Source organism: Stenotrophomonas sp. GSD10 (genome assembly GCF_056172695.1).
In genome coordinates, this window is record NZ_JAOCMC010000002.1 from 1,921,845 (window position 1) to 1,938,130 (window position 16,286).

Genomic DNA, 16,286 nt, shown 5'->3' on the forward strand with positions numbered 1-16,286 from the left:
GGCTCGATCAGGTACTCCTGAAGACCAAATGCCCGCCCTCATTGCCGACTTCGATGGTATCGCCGTTGACGAAGGCGCCCGACAGGATCTGCTGCGCCAGCGGGTTTTCCAGCTGCGACTGGATTGCGCGCTTCAACGGCCGCGCGCCATACACCGGATCGAAGCCGACGTTGCCGAGCAGGTCGAACGCTGCGTCGGACACCATCAGCTTCAATCCGCGCTCGGCCAGGCGCTTTTCCAGGCCACGCATCTGGATGCGCGCGATCTGCTTGATCTGCTGCGTGTCCAACGGGTGGAACACCACGATGTCGTCCAGGCGATTGATGAACTCCGGACGGAAGTGCGCCTGCACCACGCCCATCACCGCCGCCTTCATCTGCGTGTAGGCCTCCGGGCTGTCGTCGGCGCTCATGTCCTGGATCTGGTGCGAGCCCAGGTTCGAGGTCATCACGATGACGGTGTTGCGGAAGTCCACGGTACGGCCCTGGCCATCAGTCAGGCGGCCATCGTCCAGCACCTGCAGCAGGATGTTGAACACATCCGGATGCGCCTTCTCCACTTCGTCGAGCAGGATCAGCGAGTACGGACGCCGACGCACGGCCTCGGTCAGGTAGCCGCCTTCCTCGTAGCCAACGTAACCCGGGGGCGCGCCGATCAGGCGGGCGACGCTGTGCTTCTCCATGAACTCGCTCATGTCGATGCGGATCATCGCGTCGGCGCTGTCGAACAGGAACTCGGCCAGCGACTTGCACAGTTCGGTCTTGCCGACGCCGGTCGGGCCAAGGAACAGGAACGAGCCAGCCGGACGATTCGGATCGGACAGGCCCGCACGCGAGCGACGCACGGCATCGGAGACGACCTTGATCGCTTCCTCCTGGCCGACCACGCGGTTGTGCAGCACTTCTTCCATGCGCAGCAGCTTGTCGCGCTCACCTTCGAGCATCTTGTTGACCGGAATGCCGGTCCAGCGCGAGACGACCTCGGCGATCTCCTCGTCGGTGACCCGGTCCTGCACCAGCTTGAAGTCCTTGTGCTCGGCTTCCTGGGCGGCGGCCAGCTGCTTTTCCAGCTGCGGCAGCAGGCCGTACTGGATCTCGCTCATGCGCGCAAAATCCTGGCGGCGCTGCGCGGCTTCCAGTTCCAGCTTGGCCTGCTCCACCTGCTCCTTGATCTTCGTCGCGCCCTGCAGCGCGGCCTTCTCCGACTTCCAGATTTCATTGAGGTCGGAGAACTCGCGCTCCAGCGCATCGATGTCGTTCTCCAGGTCGGCCAGGCGCTGCCGCGAGGCTTCGTCCTTCTCCTTCTTCAGCATCTCGCGCTGGATCTTCAACTGGATCACACGACGTTCCAGGCGGTCCAGTTCTTCCGGCTTGGAGTCGATCTCCATGCGCAGGCGCGAGGCCGCCTCGTCCATCAGGTCGATGGCCTTGTCCGGCAGCTGGCGATCGGTGATGTAGCGGTTGGACAGCGTCGCCGCGGCCACGATGGCCGGGTCGGTGATCTCCACCCCGTGGTGCACCGCGTACTTTTCCTTCAGCCCGCGCAGGATCGCGATGGTGTCCTCCACCGACGGCTCACCCACGAACACCTTCTGGAAGCGGCGCTCCAGCGCAGCATCCTTTTCGATGTACTTGCGGTACTCATCCAGCGTGGTTGCACCCACGCAGTGCAGTTCGCCACGTGCCAGCGCCGGCTTGAGCATGTTGCCGGCATCCATCGCGCCGTCGGCCTTGCCGGCGCCGACCATGGTGTGCAGTTCGTCGATGAACAGGATGATCTGCCCTTCGCTCTTGGCCAGATCGTTGAGCACGCCCTTCAGGCGTTCCTCGAATTCTCCACGGAACTTGGCGCCGGCAATCAACGCGCCCATGTCCAGCGACAGCACGCGCTTGCCGCGCAGGCCCTCGGGCACTTCGTCGTTGATGATGCGCTGGGCCAGGCCTTCGACGATCGCGGTCTTGCCCACGCCGGGCTCGCCGATCAGCACCGGGTTGTTCTTGGTCCGGCGCTGCAGCACCTGGATCGTGCGACGGATTTCCTCGTCACGGCCGATCACCGGATCGAGCTTGCCGCTCTCGGCACGCGCGGTCAGGTCGATGGTGTACTTCTCCAGCGCCTGCCGCTGTTCCTCGGCGTTCTCCGACTGCACGTTCTCGCCGCCACGCAGCTTGTCGATCGCAGCCTGCAGGCGGGTCTTGTCAGCACCGGCGGCGCGCAGCGCCATGCCCAGCGTGCCGCCGTCTTCCAATGCCGCGAGCACGAACCACTCGCTGGCAATGAAGGCATCGCCGTTCTGCTGGGCCAGCTTGTCGGTCTGGTTCAGCAGGCGCCCCAGGTCATTGCCCATCGAGACGTTGCCGGCCTGGCCGGACACCTTCGGCAGTGCATCCAGCGCCTCGGTCAGGCGCTCGCGCAGCACCGGCACGTTCACCCCGGCCTGGGCCAGCAACGGGCGCGTGCTGCCGCCCTGCTGGTCCAGCAGCGCGCTGAACAGGTGAACCGGTTCAATGATGCTGTTGTCGCGGCCCACGGCCAGCGACTGTGCGTCTGCCAGCGCCTGCTGGAAACGCGAGGTGAGCTTGTCCATCCGCATTCGACGACCCCGATCGTTGATAAATGAATGTGCAAGGAGGGTAGCGCCTATGGGATATCCGACAGCCCACCACGGAACTTCAAGGGCTATTCAAGGCTTCCATAAGGTTGCTGCCCAGCCAGAACCGCATCGAATTCGTGACCAGCGTAGCCTGACGACCGATGCCCAAACAACGGCCAAAATGTCTGTGCGTGCGGACAATTTGTCCAATCCAAGACCATCACATGGAAACAACATTGTGGCGCCCAGTCTCCTGCTACGGAGGGGCCAGATGGCTCCTGAAGTACCCCGCGCCAAGCGATCCGAGACCCTCCCCTCTTCTGGGTCTCTCGCTCGTTATCCCATCTATCGATGTACTGACACATGAGGTGGTGCTATGGCAGAGAAGGACATTCCCGGCATCCGTAAGTACGACGCGCCGGCAGGTGGCTGGGGGGCGCTGCGTGCAACAGCAAAGGCAATCAGTGAACAGATGGTGGCGCCTGAGGCAGCAATCACGCTGTTCCGGACAAACAAGCCAGAAGGCTTTGACTGCCCAGGGTGTGCATGGCCAGATCGTAAGCACACATCGACCTTCCAGTTCTGCGAGAACGGTGCAAAGGCCGTGACATGGGAGGCCACGAAGAAGCGGGTGACCCCGGAATTCTTCGCTGCCAACACTGTTACGTCACTGCTGGAATGGACGGACTATCAACTGGAAGATCAGGGCCGCCTAACAAATCCGATGGCCTACAACCCAGAAAAGGACATCTTTGAGGCAGTTGATTGGGACCAGGCACTCAGTCGAATTGGCGGGATCCTGCAGTCACAAGCAGATCCGAACATGGTTGAGTTCTACACATCTGGCCGCGCCTCCAATGAAGCGGCCTTTCTGTATCAGATCTTTGCCCGTGAGTATGGGACCAACAATTTTCCGGACTGCTCCAACATGTGCCATGAGGCGACCAGCGTCGGGCTCCCTCAGTCGATCGGGATCGGAAAAGGAACCGTTTCGCTGGACGACTTTGACTCCTGCGAACTGATCATCGCCATGGGACACAATCCCGGCACGAACCATCCACGCATGATGGGCACCCTGCACGAGGTATCCAGGCGTGGCGCACCCATCATCGTATTCAATCCATTGCGCGAGCGAGCACTCGAGCGCTTTGCCGATCCGCAGGACGCATTGGAAATGGCGACCTTCGGTGCAACCGAGATCGCTTCAACCTATTTGCAGCCACGCGTCGGAGGTGATGCCGCGGCGCTGAAGGGCATCATGAAGGCCCTACTTGAGATGGATGCCATCCACGGGGAGGCCGCCAACATCCTCGATCGCGAGTTCATAAGTGGGCACACACACGGCTTTGAAGCCTTTGCTGACGATCTGCGCTCTACTGTTTGGGGCGATATCGAGACTCAGTCCGGCCTATCCGAAGACGACTTGCGCAAGGTCGCGGCAGCCTACGCCAAATCCAACGCAACCATCGTTACCTATGGGATGGGTGTGACCCAACACAGCACGGGAACCGAGAACGTTCAGCAGATTGCAAACCTTCTTCTGCTAAGGGGGAATTTTGGGAAGCCTGGCGCCGGCATATGCCCATTGCGGGGGCATTCAAACGTCCAGGGGGATCGCAGCGTCGGGATCACCGAGAAGCCTAGCGCAGACATGATCGACAGGATCGAGAAGCGGTTCGGGTTCCGTGCCCCAAGCCATCACGGTCACGACGCAGTTGCCGCCATGCAGGCGATCATTGACGGACGCTCACGGGCTCTCATATGCCTCGGCGGCAACCTGGCGGTTGCTCTGCCGGACTCAGACGCTTGCTTTGCAGGCATGCGAGGGTTGGAGCTGTCCGTGCACATTGCGACCAAGTTGAATCGAAGCCATTTGCTGGTCGGGAAGAACACATTCATCCTGCCGTGCTTGGGCAGAACCGAGCAGGATATGCAGGCGACAGGCCCCCAAGCAGTGACGGTCGAGGACTCCATGTCCATGGTGCACGCATCGCGTGGAAAGCTTAAGCCTGCCTCCGATCTGTTGCGATCGGAACCCGCAATCGTTGCAGGGATTGCCAGCGCGACCCTGCCGTCCAGCACGGTGCGCTGGTCGGACATGGTCGCAGACTACGACGTGATACGTGATGCAATTGAAGGGGTCTTCCCTGAATTCTCGGATTACAACGCCAGAATTCGCATCCCTGGTGGATTCCGCCTTCCTCTCCCTCCCACTGAGCGGGTGTGGCCGACCGCCTCGGGAAAGGCTGAGTTCATCCGATTCCGAGGATTGGCAGAGGATCCTACACCAATCGATTCTGCTGTCCTGAAGCTCGCCACTCTGCGCAGTCATGATCAGTACAACACCACCATCTACAGCCTCGATGACCGCTACCGCGGTGTGTTTGGCAGGCGCGACGTAGTCTTCATGAACGAAGATGACATGAGCGAGCGAGGCATCCAGCAAGGCGATCAAATTCGCATAACCACCGCGCTCGACAATGAGCAAAGCCGGGTCCTGGAGAACGTCATTGCCATTAGCTACAAGATCTCCCGCGGCTCCGTGGCAACATACTACCCGGAGGGAAATTGCCTAATTCCGCTGAACTACATTGATCCAGTGAGTGGAACACCTTCGTACAAATCGGTACCGGTCCACATCACCTTGGCGTAGACAGAGCTTCGCCTCAGGTTGCGAAGGCGGATAGAGCTTTTTGAGTCGGCCCATCACGATGGCAGTGTAGCTCGTGATGGGCCCCGCAGAGAGTCCGCGAAGGTAGATCCCTCGAGTACTTACTTGAGGTTCAATGCTCCGTTTCCATGGGATCGCAGCGTGCCCGCCATGCACTCTCGCTCCCGTGACGGCATCGCTATCACCTAGCCTGCTCAACATCCGCTATCTTCCGTAAGCAGGCGCAATCTCTACCTCTGATAACGCACCCTAATCGCAGGCCGATCTAGTGACTTGCGCTCGGCCGGCTCGACCATGGTCGGGCGATCGCACAGTTTGCTCCCGTCGTGCAGGCCATTAGTGCATCGCAGCGCTTGACTACCCGGCTGCCCTGCAGCCGTCCTGGTGCTGGATCCAAGATCTGCACCGCGTCGGGCCTGGCGAATCGCGGATAAGGACCGCGAAGGACGCTGAAAGATATCGGAAGATCAGATAGACGTCGGGGCGGCAACTTGCTATGCTTTTCCACTGGCGAGCGATTCGAGGGCAAAGTGGCCTATGTCGTTAACCAACCGACCCTCCTCGCAACCTGGCCAGAACTGGACACATTTGTTCGTTCGGTTGGCCCTCTGCTAGCGTGCGCATGGTGTGCGCTTGAGAGATCGAGGAATGAGAGCAGTCCGGTCGCTACTGAGGGGCTCGCGGCTCAAGCGCTTGAAACTCTCTCAAAGCTCCGGGTTCTAGATGCGGTTCCCCTCCCTCTTGCTGGCAATGCTGCGCGATCACGGTATGAGCCGCTCGCTTGGTCATACCGCGCCCCATGGAGTCGCCCTGATGTTGATCTCGGCTACGCCTTGACCACCATTCTCCTGGCCTGGGCTCGAGAGTGCTCGATCGACTCCAAGCGCCGGCTCTGGTTGACGCTGGCCGAAGGTGAAGCCAATGCGTACCTTACAAGCCTGCTGCGCAAGCACCGAATGGCCCCTGAGGCAGCGAAGCGCCTGCGCTCGCTAGCTGGCAGTGACTGGGAGCAACTCAGTCTTGGTCGGAAGCGCTATGTTCTATGGTCGAGCATGCGCGGCGCTGCCTCGGAGCTTCTTCGAACCGGCATGAGTGAAGATCGAGCGATCGCAGCCCTAGACCGAGAGATTAGAACAAAGTGTAAGTGGCTTCTGCAGCGCGAGCAGGCTGGCGGGCTTGCCCCTACTGACTATTGCTTCTTTCCCAGTCCAGACTGGCGTCGACCTTTGATACTCGATGTGGCGTTGGCGACTTTTCTCCCAATCGGGAACGCCTATTGGGCCTGGCCGGTCGGTCGCTGGAAGTTTTAAGTCCGCACATCGGCGGCGACCGTCGGCCATTCGTGCGGCTCATGGGGTGCCGCCAATCGTGCGGGAATGCTACCAAGGTGCTCGCGCATTTGCCCCCCTATTCCTCGCCGGGCAGCCCGCGCACCCATCCGTGCAGAAATGCCTCCTGATCTCGGGTCTCGATGGCGCCTGGGCGCACCGCTCTAACCATGCTCATCGCCTGTTCGGCAGTGACCGCTGCACCGGTCGCAAGCATTAGCATGCTCGCCACCGTTCCTGCGCGGCCAAGCCCTCCTTTGCAGTGAACAACCAAACGTCCTCCAGCGAACAGTTCCTGCACCAAAACTGGCTCCAGCGACTGCCACCGGGCAAGGAATCCATCATTAGGCGCTGCCCCGTCGCGAATCGGAAGTCCCACCCATGTAAGTCCATGGGTAGGTGCGACAGTCGGCAGCTGCGGGATCTTCAGCTCATCGAATTCCCACGGCTCAATCAGCGAGATCAGGCGCGTGCCGCCCCAAGTGCGGATTGCATTCAAATCGGCGTCCATGTCTCGCGCCCATTTGCCGGTCATCGCAGCATCTTGGTGCTTTCCGGGAGCGAATGTGACGCCGATCGCTCCACCATGCAGGCCGACAACCAGTTCAGCGATCTCAAGTGGATGCGTGTGGCTGGTACGGATCATTGGCGACCACGGGAACCTGACGGGCCCATTTCCGTGCATGTCGACTTGCTGCCTTCCGCGCCATGATCGACGCACCTGACACCAGTCAAAACACCCGGCCTCAGGCGGCGCCCGTTGGCAAGTGGGCGTGGATGGTGCCAACGCCACAGCGGGACATCGCAGCTGTTAGAGGAGGTGAAGGTCCAAGTGGGCGCGTTGGGTGTCATGATGCTCAGAAGATTGGGTAGTGGTTGTTGTGTGACCGAAGCACGGCGGGTCCGCACGGCTCTAGCGCAACCTCATATCTCAGAACTAAAGCTCGGCAAGCCTTCTACGCACATTCTGCAGCGCTTGGACCAGCCCCTGATCGCAGGCCTCATAGGGCGAGGCAAAAAGCGGCACGTGGACCCACCAGCGCTCTTGACCAGGGTGCACATAGGCGGCGTGGTCATCGAGCAGCAAAGCTGCACCAAGTTCTGGGGTGACAAAGCGCAAGTCCTTTGTCGCGCCATGCCACTGGGTGAAGTCCAGCCGGGAGAACCACGAAGGAGCATGCGCCTCCCGAGTCAATAGCTCCACGATGCTCCTCGCTCTGGGTTCCGGAACGCTGGTGAACAGCACCAGTCGTTCGAAATCATCATGAACGGAGCAAAGGAACTCACTCAGTCCCGGGCGCGGAATCTGACTGACGGCATTGGAGACCAGTGTCCCCTCCAGATCTAAAGCAAGTATGGTCGGTCGCATCCTTCACACTCCGGTACAACAGCGAGAGGCTTCCCGGCGCAGCAGTGGCAAGCACCGTCTGCCCGGTCATCAGCGCCCTGCCCTGTCGCTTTGATCATCGCCCCTCCAACATGAGGTATGAGGATATCTGGTTTTTAGATATCTGAGAACTGGATATAGCTTCGGAGGCCGCTCAGACAAGGCGCGGCCGTGACCAAGACCATCCATCGCAAGGAGTATTCGGCGCTGATCGAGGTGGTTCGCCATGCGCGGCTGGCGGCTGGCCTCACACAGGCTCAGGTTTCAAGCATGCTGGGACGCAGTCAGTCATTCATCAGCGATGTTGAGACTGGGAAGCGCAGACTTGACTTAGTTGAGCTAAGGGATATAGCTGAGTTGACGGGACAATCGCTCTCCAAGCTAGTCGCTAACTTCGAGAAGCGGATCAAGGGCTGAAACCCCGGTTCTGCCATCTGCTCCTCTCTGCGCCTCCCAACTTGGCCGTGGGCGTTCCACTCAGTGGTCGCCGTGCCTGTGCCTGCAGCAGCGCGGCAAGCAGAGCGTCCGCGGGACTCTTCATTCTTCGATCCAGCGTCGCGCGCGGCGCGAAGCGAATGCCTCAGGAATGGAGGCATGGTAGGTGACCAGCCTGATAGCGGCGGGCCGAGCCGGTTTGCCGCTTACTCCAGCCCCCTGCTTGTATCGTGTTGTCAGACTTTTCCTGATGGTGTCGCACGGCATCAGCGATTAACCTCACCCCATGCCTCATTCCTTGAGCGAGTATGTCGAGTAGCAACTCCGGCCGAGGGCCTTCTGCTGGAGGCCCCCTTCACTGCGCAATGGGCCAGACACTGCTCTCCCTTTCTCTTGCGCCAGAGCCAACCAGTGAGGGGCTTCGCGCCGCCGCCGCTGCGATAGTCAGCTGGCAAGTACGGCTCGATCTTGCCCGCAGACATATTGCTCCAGGCGGGCCCGTACCCCTCCAGATCATTGGCCTCACGGGCTCGATCTGCGGCGAGACCTTAATTCGTGCGGTCGTGCCGTTCGTGATGCATGAGCGAGCTCTTGTCCAACCCAGTGCGGCCGCATTGGTGCCATTGGACCGACTCTTGGGCGACAGTTGGCGCTGGACTACAGGAGATGTTAGGCCTGACGACGTCGATCGCCTGCGGGAGTGGCTCAGCCATCCAAATCGCAGTGACCTAATGCAAAAGGACGCGGCTAGCTATGTTGGCTTGCCTGCTTTGGGCATCTATTGGGCACATGAGGGCAAGAATCGAGTTCAATTCCTGCGCGACTGCGGGCACACGCATGTGCCTGCCCATCTGACGCTCTACGCATACCCTAGCCACGAGCGCATTGATCTCTTTAGGGTCCTTGTCTCGGGGCGAATCGAGCTCTGGGCGGTTCTAGAGCGTCGATGGGTCCAGCCTATTTTGCTGCCTGAGCTTGGCGAGCGGCTGCTAAGAGAATACGGCGTTGCTCCGCCTTCTCGTTGGCCCGCGAACTGGCCGGACGCAGCTTCAGTGGCCGAAGAACTCTATCGACATGTAGATCCTGAGTGGCAAGGGCCATTTAACTGCATCGACCTACTTCCACTAGAGAGACGCCGCCTCCTTAGAGTGCGCGGCCGTGAGAAAGTACACGCGTCAGTTATGGATTTGGAGGGCGTGGGCCCTAGGTGGAAGTACATTGGAAAGCTAGCCTTGGCTTCCGCAGCGCTTGCCGGGTTAGGACGCGTCATCGGGTCGGACTCAGGCGGAATCGTGACGGGAGTGGGTATTGGTTTCGGCCTGATGTTGCTCGCGCTAATTTCTTGGCCATTGTTGGAGACAAGTCGAAGAATGTTGAAGCCTACTATCGATGACATTGCCAACCAGGACATGGCACCTCTTCAGCCCCCGCGCGATAAAGGTTCGTCGTTGAGAGCGTGCGATGATCATTGTTGCCCTGACTAAGGTCAGGCAGCATAGTGTCGAGTCGGCTTGTCAGCGCGACATAGGGCTATGAAGATACAGACGTCATCGACGCAAGAGCTTTGGTTATATCTGCTCTTCTTTGAATGGACGAAGTTGTCGCTCGGCGATCTACTTCGCATTGGCAAGCCCAGATGCACTGCGCTCTGATGCAGTAGTCGACCTGGTTTTGAGCTCAACAACCGTGCGCCTTTCCCCTCGCCTTTTTCTTGATTGGCAGGAACGAACAGCCGATCAAGGATGGCTAACCTTCAGTCATCGAAGCTAAAGCCGAAAATCTGACGCCTCACTGCTTTGGGGGCCACACGCTGTCGACTACCGCTATCAAGGATCTCTTTGCCCCACGCCTTTAACGCTGTGCGGGTGGCAACAAACCTTGCCGCGTCTACTGATGTGGCACCCGGCCTGAGCTTGTACCCGGGTGAGAGCCCGTGGAGGAGGTCATCGCCCAGGGAGCCGTCCAGCATCATTCGCCACCCTGAGGTGTCCCCAGGCTGGTGATCTCCAACCTCCCCCTCATCTTCCAGCCGCGTCTGATGGACGAGGAAATCATCTGCGGTGGCCAGCACGTCCATCAAAGATGGGTTGATGATCACGTCATCTGAACTCGCCAAGGGAAATACGTGCCTGTGAAAGAATGCGATGAGGGAGGATCGCATGAGGAATGGAACGCCAGACGATACCGTCATGAGTAGGATTCCGTGAAGGTGGGCACCGACCTCTAGACACGTCTGCTGATCGCCATTTTCGCAGGCATCGCGTAGCACCCAGACTGCTGCGCAAAGCGCTTCAATGCCGTTGACGCAGGCAGCTAGTTCATCAAGGCAGAGGTCTTGGAGCGCCTTGGTCTTAAGGACCCCCGACCGCTAGCGGCCCGGTTGAACAACGCATCGAAAATAGCGGGTGCTAGCTGCCTCAGCGCACCCTCATCCGCATGTAACGGGCGGGAGCAGTTGAGCAATCGCCAGTGAGGTGCGTCAATCCAGTCTCTCGCGCCAGGAGTCAGCAGATCAAGCTGGTTGAGTGTCCGGACAGTTGGCCGATGTATGCCGGCGGCATATCGCGACCATTTGTTCGTTGTATAGCCGTCTTTCCCTGGAATGTAAGTCGTGGGTTCCAAGCACTTGCCTACAGCGTAAGCGGTAAGCGGGCATCCGCTTTCGTTCGTGCCCACGCTCAGACGAACGGCCTCAAACCAAGCGCCGGTCTCGAGCACACTTATTTGCCTGTCTGCAAAGCGAACAGGGTCCCCGCCCTCCACGCGGCTAAGAATCACGGCCGCGCGCTTGAGGTCATATGTTGCGTAACCGTTATCGGACATCAGGGCGTCTCCAATGAGTGGCCCAGTAGTACCAGAGTAAAGTTCGCGCTCAACTTTACTCTAACCCCTCCAGTCAAAGGTGGGCTACCGTTGTCTAGACGAACCTGCGTGGAGGTGGTCAGTGAGTGGCGCGCTATCAGCTAGCCGGTCGTTCTCCAGAGAGGATCTCGAAGATATCCTGGCCCGGGACTTGCTTTATCGCTATGGCCCACTACTCGGTCAAGACGAGCTTTGGCGCGCCCTCGGTTACATGTCCTTGGACGGCCTGCGCCAGGCGCAGGCCCGCGGAACTGTTCCAGTCCACGTATTCAGCTTAGAGAAGCGGCGAGGGAAATTCGCACTGTCACGGGATGTGGCCCACTGGCTCGCCTCTCAGTTCCTGGCTCCTGACCAGGCAGTACCAACCTAAAGCTCCTGAGCACGTCTGCGATCCATGGTCCGCCGCAGCCATGGTCGAAACAGGTGAATGCGCCGACCTAACACGGGCGCCCCAAGAGCATGTTGTAGCGGCAGATGCCAGAAATGAAAACGCCCGGCGGCAACCGGGCGTGGAGTAGCTCTAGGGCGTGCATTCCAAGCCCGAAACTACTCCCATTTCGCCCCTTCGTCCACCCCTTTCTTTCAGAAAGTTCGGGTGCGGGAAAGAGCTGACTGGAGTAGGAGAATGGCTACGAAATCGGAATCATCTCAAAAGGGTGCGCCTGAATCTGCGGGACCTGGTCGCCGGCTAGATCGGGTGCGTCATGACTAGCCCCCGCTCTGACGCCACGCAGGCTCCGTCTCACCTCCCCTATTCAGCGAGGAACCTCTCGGCCAGGGAGCAGATCAGGCTTGACGCCTATCACTTCCTCTCGCCGAAGAACGGCGGCCGACCCATCGCCGTTGTCGAGCCCTGCCGGCTGGCCCTAGCCTTAGAGCTAGAGTTTGACTTGTCGGTGGCGAGCTACGTGGAACGTCCTCGCACTCTCGCCGTCGAAGGCCGTGAGATCGAGCTTTGCTTCTGGCTGGCCAAGACTGATGGAGCGGAGAGCTTCATCGCGTTCCGACGGCAGACTAAGCCCACTACCAACGCAGAACGCGCTGAAAACACGGCTTGCGCCAAGCTCATGGAAGCAGCGAAAGCCACTGGAATCGCCCTGACGATCCGCAAGCCGCAGTCACTGCTCACGGCACGGATCGCCAATGCGACACGTCTTGAACTTCTACCGTATGTCCAGTCTGCGGCCGACCTCAAGGCCGTGGATGTGTTCATTGACGCTGTTTGCCTTCACATGAATGCCAACCCCTTGAGTTCGTTCTACGGCATTGAGACCAGTCTGAACGGTACGTTCGACTGGCGGGATGTTCGGTGTGTTACATGCCTGCTAATCCATAGGGGCGTACTCAGCATCAATTTCAGTGAGCGCCTCACCGCGAGAACACAGGTGCGCCTAGAGGTCGCAGGCATATGAGCATGCTCACTCTGAAGCAGATCTCATCATGGGATCTGATTGCTCCATCACAGCTGACGCCGAAAGCCTATCGAAGCTACAAGGCCCGATGTGAAGCCCTTCAGGCCGTAGCCGCAGGCGTTCCTATCGCATGCGCAGCTAGGCGTCATGGGGTCAATCCCGGCACGTTAGGATCCACAATCAGAAACGCGTTGCAGATGGCCCCCGACGGTAGGCCTTGGGGTTGGCGTGCGTGCTTGCCGCACAAAATCCGAAACAACATCGCCGCCTCACCCGCAGACTTTCCCAAGTTGGCAGGCCCCGGAGCCTTCAAGAAGGTGCTGAAACTGCTCCCCGAGCTTGAAGAGCGACTGACAGCCTACTCAGGGCAGCTGCCAAAGCGGAACATTCCCAGCAGAACTTTCGAGAACTTCTTCAAGAAGATTAAGCGCCTCGTTCGCAAGTTGGTTCCAGGTGATCGTTACCCCGCAAACGACACAACTTGCGCCCGACGTAGCATCGTGGAGTTCATCAAGGATTCTCGCCGCGGCACACCTTTCGTCGACGAAGACTTTGAAGTGGAAGACGCTGTCAGCGCCGGCCAGTTGCAGACGGTCTTTGCTCTCCAGTACGGCGATTGGGTCCAATACGATGGTCACAAACTAGACGTCTCCTTCTCCGTAGAGGGCCACGATGCCGATGGCAATCCGTTCATGCAGAAGATCGACTGCGTTTGGCTTATCGCTGGGTGCTTTGCGCTACTTCGCATGTGCTGCAGTTGGACACTGGCATTCGCAAAGAACTACAACGGCACTGACTTCAACACAGTTTGCGCGAACACACTTCGGAAGTGGGAGCCCAAGGATCTGGTGTGTCCCCGCATGAGGTACGTCCCGGGTAGCGGAATCGGCACCGCACCTGCGCTCGGCTTTGTATCAAGTGGAGCTATCACAAGCCTAGACAATGCTATGGCTCACCGGCTTGGTGTCAATCGCCAGCGCATGATCTCGGAATTACGGGGGTCATCCACTTCGGCGCAAGTGGAGTTCCGGAAACGCGTGGCCTTCTTGAGGCATGGAACAAGCGCAAGGAAGAGACTGCGATCCGCCTACTGCCTGGTGCGTTTCGCCCCCGGGGCGAGGAAGCAGAGAAGAGCCTCACCAGTGGCAGCGATCCAGATCACTATCCTCTGCAGCGAGACGCACTGGAAGATCTCATGGATGTGATTGCTGCCGCTTCGAACGTCGAAGGCCATGGGTCTCACCAAGGACGCGATCCTTACGAGGTCCTCCGGAACTACGCAGCATCCGGAGGCTGGCTTTTCGCGACCCGAAACAATGAGGAGCGGGCAGTTGCCATGTCGATCATGAGCACTCGAGCCCGGATCAAGGGTGACAAGGGCCGCCGCCGGCAGCCCTATGTTCAGTTCGCACACACGCGATATCGGTCAGTCGCACTGAAAAATCGATGGGACTTAGTGGGTGCTGTCTACTCTGCTGAAGTGGACATCACTGATGGCCGAACAATGTACCTCTACACCGAGGAAGGAGAGCTGTTCGTTGTGCTTCGGGCACTGCGTCCATGGGCAAGGACGCCGCACAGCCTTGCCTTGCGCAGGCTAATCCACAGGCGGGCCGCTCGAGGTGATATTGACCTATCGGGCGTCGAGGATGCAGTTCTAGCCTATAAGGAACACTTGCGGACGCGCTTCCGTGACAGCAAAGAAGCGGCTTCCATTCAGATGCAGCACAAGAACAGCCTCGACGCGGCCGAGACTCCTGAGGGACCCCGAAAACGATCGCTAATCGTCCACTTCAAGGCACGCCTCAAGCAGCCATCATCGCGGAACTGGTAATTCCCCTTTCGGGAAGGGTGAAGCTCGGCAGGAGGGGGCATAAGCAATGAATGCCAATCACGAAGTGAATCTCGATCCGGGCCTGGGAACGTTCAAAACAGTTTTTTCTGAAAGGGGGAGCCCATTATTGAAACCGTCGCGATGGAAGAGGCCCTAACCAAGATCGTCCTTGCGATTGAGAAGGGATACCGCGGCATTGGGTTGCATTCACAAACTCGCTATGGCAAGACTTTTCTCTCCCAGTACATCTGCAAAAACCTCGACTGGTGCCCCTTCAGTTGCGTTGCCGTGTCTGCAATTGTTCGCGCAATTGGCATCACCGAGTCTGCATTTATGGATTGGACGATAGCCCAGTTGGGGCAGCGGCCTATCGCGAGACAGTCGGCCCAGAACAGAGTTGATCGTGTCATCAATACCATCGAGATGATATTGAACAACGCCAACGTGGATCGACTGCTCTTGGTCATCGATGATGCCAATTTGATTGAAACAGCAGCGCTGCAGCATTTCGCAACACTTGACAACGAACTGGAGAAGCGCGGGAAATCGATCTTTGTAATATTTCTGTTCCAGGATAACCATACTTCCGACAAGCAAGAGGCAATCAACAAGCTCCATGCCCCGCCTCAGATCAGGGGGCGCTTTTTCACGCAGTTTCATCAATTCCATGGTATTCGCTCGGCAAAAGACCTCGAGGTCTTTCTTGAGCGTTTTGAAGACGACGCTGAGATGGCTCCTGGGGCCGGCGTAACATTGCCTAGGAGTCTGGCACCGCACCTCTACGATGGCGCGTTCAGGATTGCCAAATGCAGCCAAAGATTGTGGGATTGCGGAGTACAGCAGAGAGCCGCTGCCGGTCGGAAGGAATACGATGAGTGGCCGCTGCAAGCAGTGAGCGTTATGGCTCACTACATTGCAAGACGGATCATCACCAGGCCTGGCTTTACTGAGATGACAGACAGGGATCTCAAGATGGCCATCGGGTACTCGGACCTCGTTGAGTACGACAGTGCCTGTGCGGAGCTGAACTTCACCCCTGATCGGGGAAACCTGGCTGGCCCTGAGGGCGAGGTGGAGTATGGCGATGTCTGACGGAGGTTCGTTCGATGCGATTCTTCACCATTCCCCCGACCGACTGCTGGGCATCTCACCATTAGGATTTGTAGCTCAGACTCTCAGGCTCAACTGCTTAGACTGCCATGACAGTTTGGGCTTGCTAGGGGTTAGGCCAAGGTACTCGGATGATTGGTGCAGACACCTCTGTCATTCACACAGTGCACAGACCGCGATCATACACAGGGTGCCGGCGGCCAATGCGTTGGCAGCATTGTGGGACCCACGGAAGTGGCAAGCGCTCAATGGTGCGGCTGCTCAATGGAGGCCCTATCTAACGGTCTGCCCGGAGTGTCTCAAGAGCAGTTATCATTCGATGCTGTTCCAGCTACCCTGGGTCAATCGGTGTCCCTGGCACCGGGTTCGTACGGTCGCTCAGTGCGCGTCTTGCGGAGCGCCCCTCTGGAAATCTTTTCAATCTGACGCTGCGCCTTTCATCTGCTCTTGCGGGCGCGACCATGTTCGACCGTCTCTACTCCTGTCCGATCCAGAGGGGAAAGATGGGGCGCGAGAATTCCATGTGCGGCGATACCTTGCGTGGGCTGATGCAAGTCGCTCGCGTCGGGACCTCTTTGGCTGCGAGGGAGACTCCCGCGTGACCGAAGCGACCTCTGGGTTGTTCGTCCCGCGAGGAGCTGCCTGGCATGGAGG

Annotated in this window: 10 protein-coding genes; 6 read left to right on the top strand and 4 right to left on the bottom strand. The window is 59.0% G+C overall.

Annotated elements, in window-relative coordinates; all coding sequences use genetic code 11:
- Nucleotides 1–7: 7 nt before the first annotated feature.
- A complete protein-coding gene (gene clpB, locus N4G47_RS09150; RefSeq protein WP_475286609.1) occupies nt 8–2,593 on the bottom strand; it encodes an ATP-dependent chaperone ClpB in 2,586 nt (861 codons plus the stop codon).
- 376 nt (nt 2,594–2,969) lie between these two features.
- Here clpB and N4G47_RS09155 point away from each other — a divergent pair, with 376 nt between their 5' ends.
- Nucleotides 2,970–5,246, top strand: coding sequence for an FdhF/YdeP family oxidoreductase (locus N4G47_RS09155; protein ID WP_475286610.1), 2,277 nt, complete (start codon nt 2,970–2,972; stop codon nt 5,244–5,246).
- A 1,425-nt stretch (nt 5,247–6,671) separates the two neighbouring features.
- Here N4G47_RS09155 and N4G47_RS09160 read toward each other — a convergent pair.
- Nucleotides 6,672–7,238 (bottom strand): cyclin-dependent kinase inhibitor 3 family protein, encoded by a 567-nt coding sequence (locus tag N4G47_RS09160; protein ID WP_475286612.1) that lies wholly within the window; start codon nt 7,236–7,238, stop codon nt 6,672–6,674.
- A 291-nt stretch (nt 7,239–7,529) separates the two neighbouring features.
- Nucleotides 7,530–7,961, bottom strand: coding sequence for an NIF family HAD-type phosphatase (locus N4G47_RS09165; protein WP_418080868.1), 432 nt, complete (start codon nt 7,959–7,961; stop codon nt 7,530–7,532).
- Between the two features lie 189 nt (nt 7,962–8,150).
- On the opposite strand from N4G47_RS09165, the gene N4G47_RS09170 reads away from it, so the two are divergent.
- The gene (locus N4G47_RS09170; protein ID WP_418080867.1) at nt 8,151–8,396 is read left to right on the top strand and encodes a helix-turn-helix domain-containing protein; all 246 of its coding nucleotides are present in this window, start codon (nt 8,151–8,153) and stop codon (nt 8,394–8,396) included.
- 1,771 nt (nt 8,397–10,167) lie between these two features.
- Here N4G47_RS09170 and N4G47_RS09175 read toward each other — a convergent pair.
- On the bottom strand, nt 10,168–10,605 hold the full coding sequence (locus N4G47_RS09175; RefSeq protein ID WP_475286615.1) for a hypothetical protein: 438 nt from the start codon (nt 10,603–10,605) through the stop codon (nt 10,168–10,170).
- 1,375 nt (nt 10,606–11,980) lie between these two features.
- On the opposite strand from N4G47_RS09175, the gene N4G47_RS09180 reads away from it, so the two are divergent.
- The 4 genes from N4G47_RS09180 to N4G47_RS09195 all read left to right on the top strand — a co-directional run bounded on the left by N4G47_RS09180 (nt 11,981) and on the right by N4G47_RS09195 (nt 15,614).
- The gene (locus N4G47_RS09180; RefSeq protein WP_418080865.1) at nt 11,981–12,688 is read left to right on the top strand and encodes a hypothetical protein; all 708 of its coding nucleotides are present in this window, start codon (nt 11,981–11,983) and stop codon (nt 12,686–12,688) included.
- A 2-nt stretch (nt 12,689–12,690) separates the two neighbouring features.
- Nucleotides 12,691–13,893, top strand: coding sequence for a hypothetical protein (locus N4G47_RS09185; protein WP_475286617.1), 1,203 nt, complete (start codon nt 12,691–12,693; stop codon nt 13,891–13,893).
- Nucleotides 13,884–14,522 (top strand): hypothetical protein, encoded by a 639-nt coding sequence (locus N4G47_RS09190; RefSeq protein ID WP_475286619.1) that lies wholly within the window; start codon nt 13,884–13,886, stop codon nt 14,520–14,522. Before N4G47_RS09185 ends, N4G47_RS09190 begins: the two co-directional genes overlap by 10 nt.
- A 141-nt stretch (nt 14,523–14,663) precedes the next feature.
- Nucleotides 14,664–15,614: a P-loop NTPase family protein gene (locus N4G47_RS09195; protein WP_475286621.1), complete on the top strand. Its 951-nt coding sequence runs from the start codon at nt 14,664–14,666 to the stop codon at nt 15,612–15,614.
- Nucleotides 15,615–16,286: the final 672 nt, after the last annotated feature.

Excerpts from the sequence above, each read along its gene's own strand:
- clpB (WP_475286609.1), bottom strand. The coding sequence starts at position 2,593 with ATGCGGATGGACAAGCTCACCTCGCGTTTCCAGCAGGCGCTGGCAGAC.
- N4G47_RS09155 (WP_475286610.1), top strand. The coding sequence starts at position 2,970 with ATGGCAGAGAAGGACATTCCCGGCATCCGTAAGTACGACGCGCCGGCA.
- N4G47_RS09160 (WP_475286612.1), bottom strand. The coding sequence starts at position 7,238 with ATGATCCGTACCAGCCACACGCATCCACTTGAGATCGCTGAACTGGTT.
- N4G47_RS09165 (WP_418080868.1), bottom strand. The coding sequence starts at position 7,961 with ATGCGACCGACCATACTTGCTTTAGATCTGGAGGGGACACTGGTCTCC.
- N4G47_RS09175 (WP_475286615.1), bottom strand. The coding sequence starts at position 10,605 with ATGACGGTATCGTCTGGCGTTCCATTCCTCATGCGATCCTCCCTCATC.
- N4G47_RS09180 (WP_418080865.1), top strand. The coding sequence starts at position 11,981 with ATGACTAGCCCCCGCTCTGACGCCACGCAGGCTCCGTCTCACCTCCCC.
- N4G47_RS09185 (WP_475286617.1), top strand. The coding sequence starts at position 12,691 with ATGCTCACTCTGAAGCAGATCTCATCATGGGATCTGATTGCTCCATCA.
- N4G47_RS09190 (WP_475286619.1), top strand. The coding sequence starts at position 13,884 with ATGGATGTGATTGCTGCCGCTTCGAACGTCGAAGGCCATGGGTCTCAC.
- N4G47_RS09195 (WP_475286621.1), top strand. The coding sequence starts at position 14,664 with ATGGAAGAGGCCCTAACCAAGATCGTCCTTGCGATTGAGAAGGGATAC.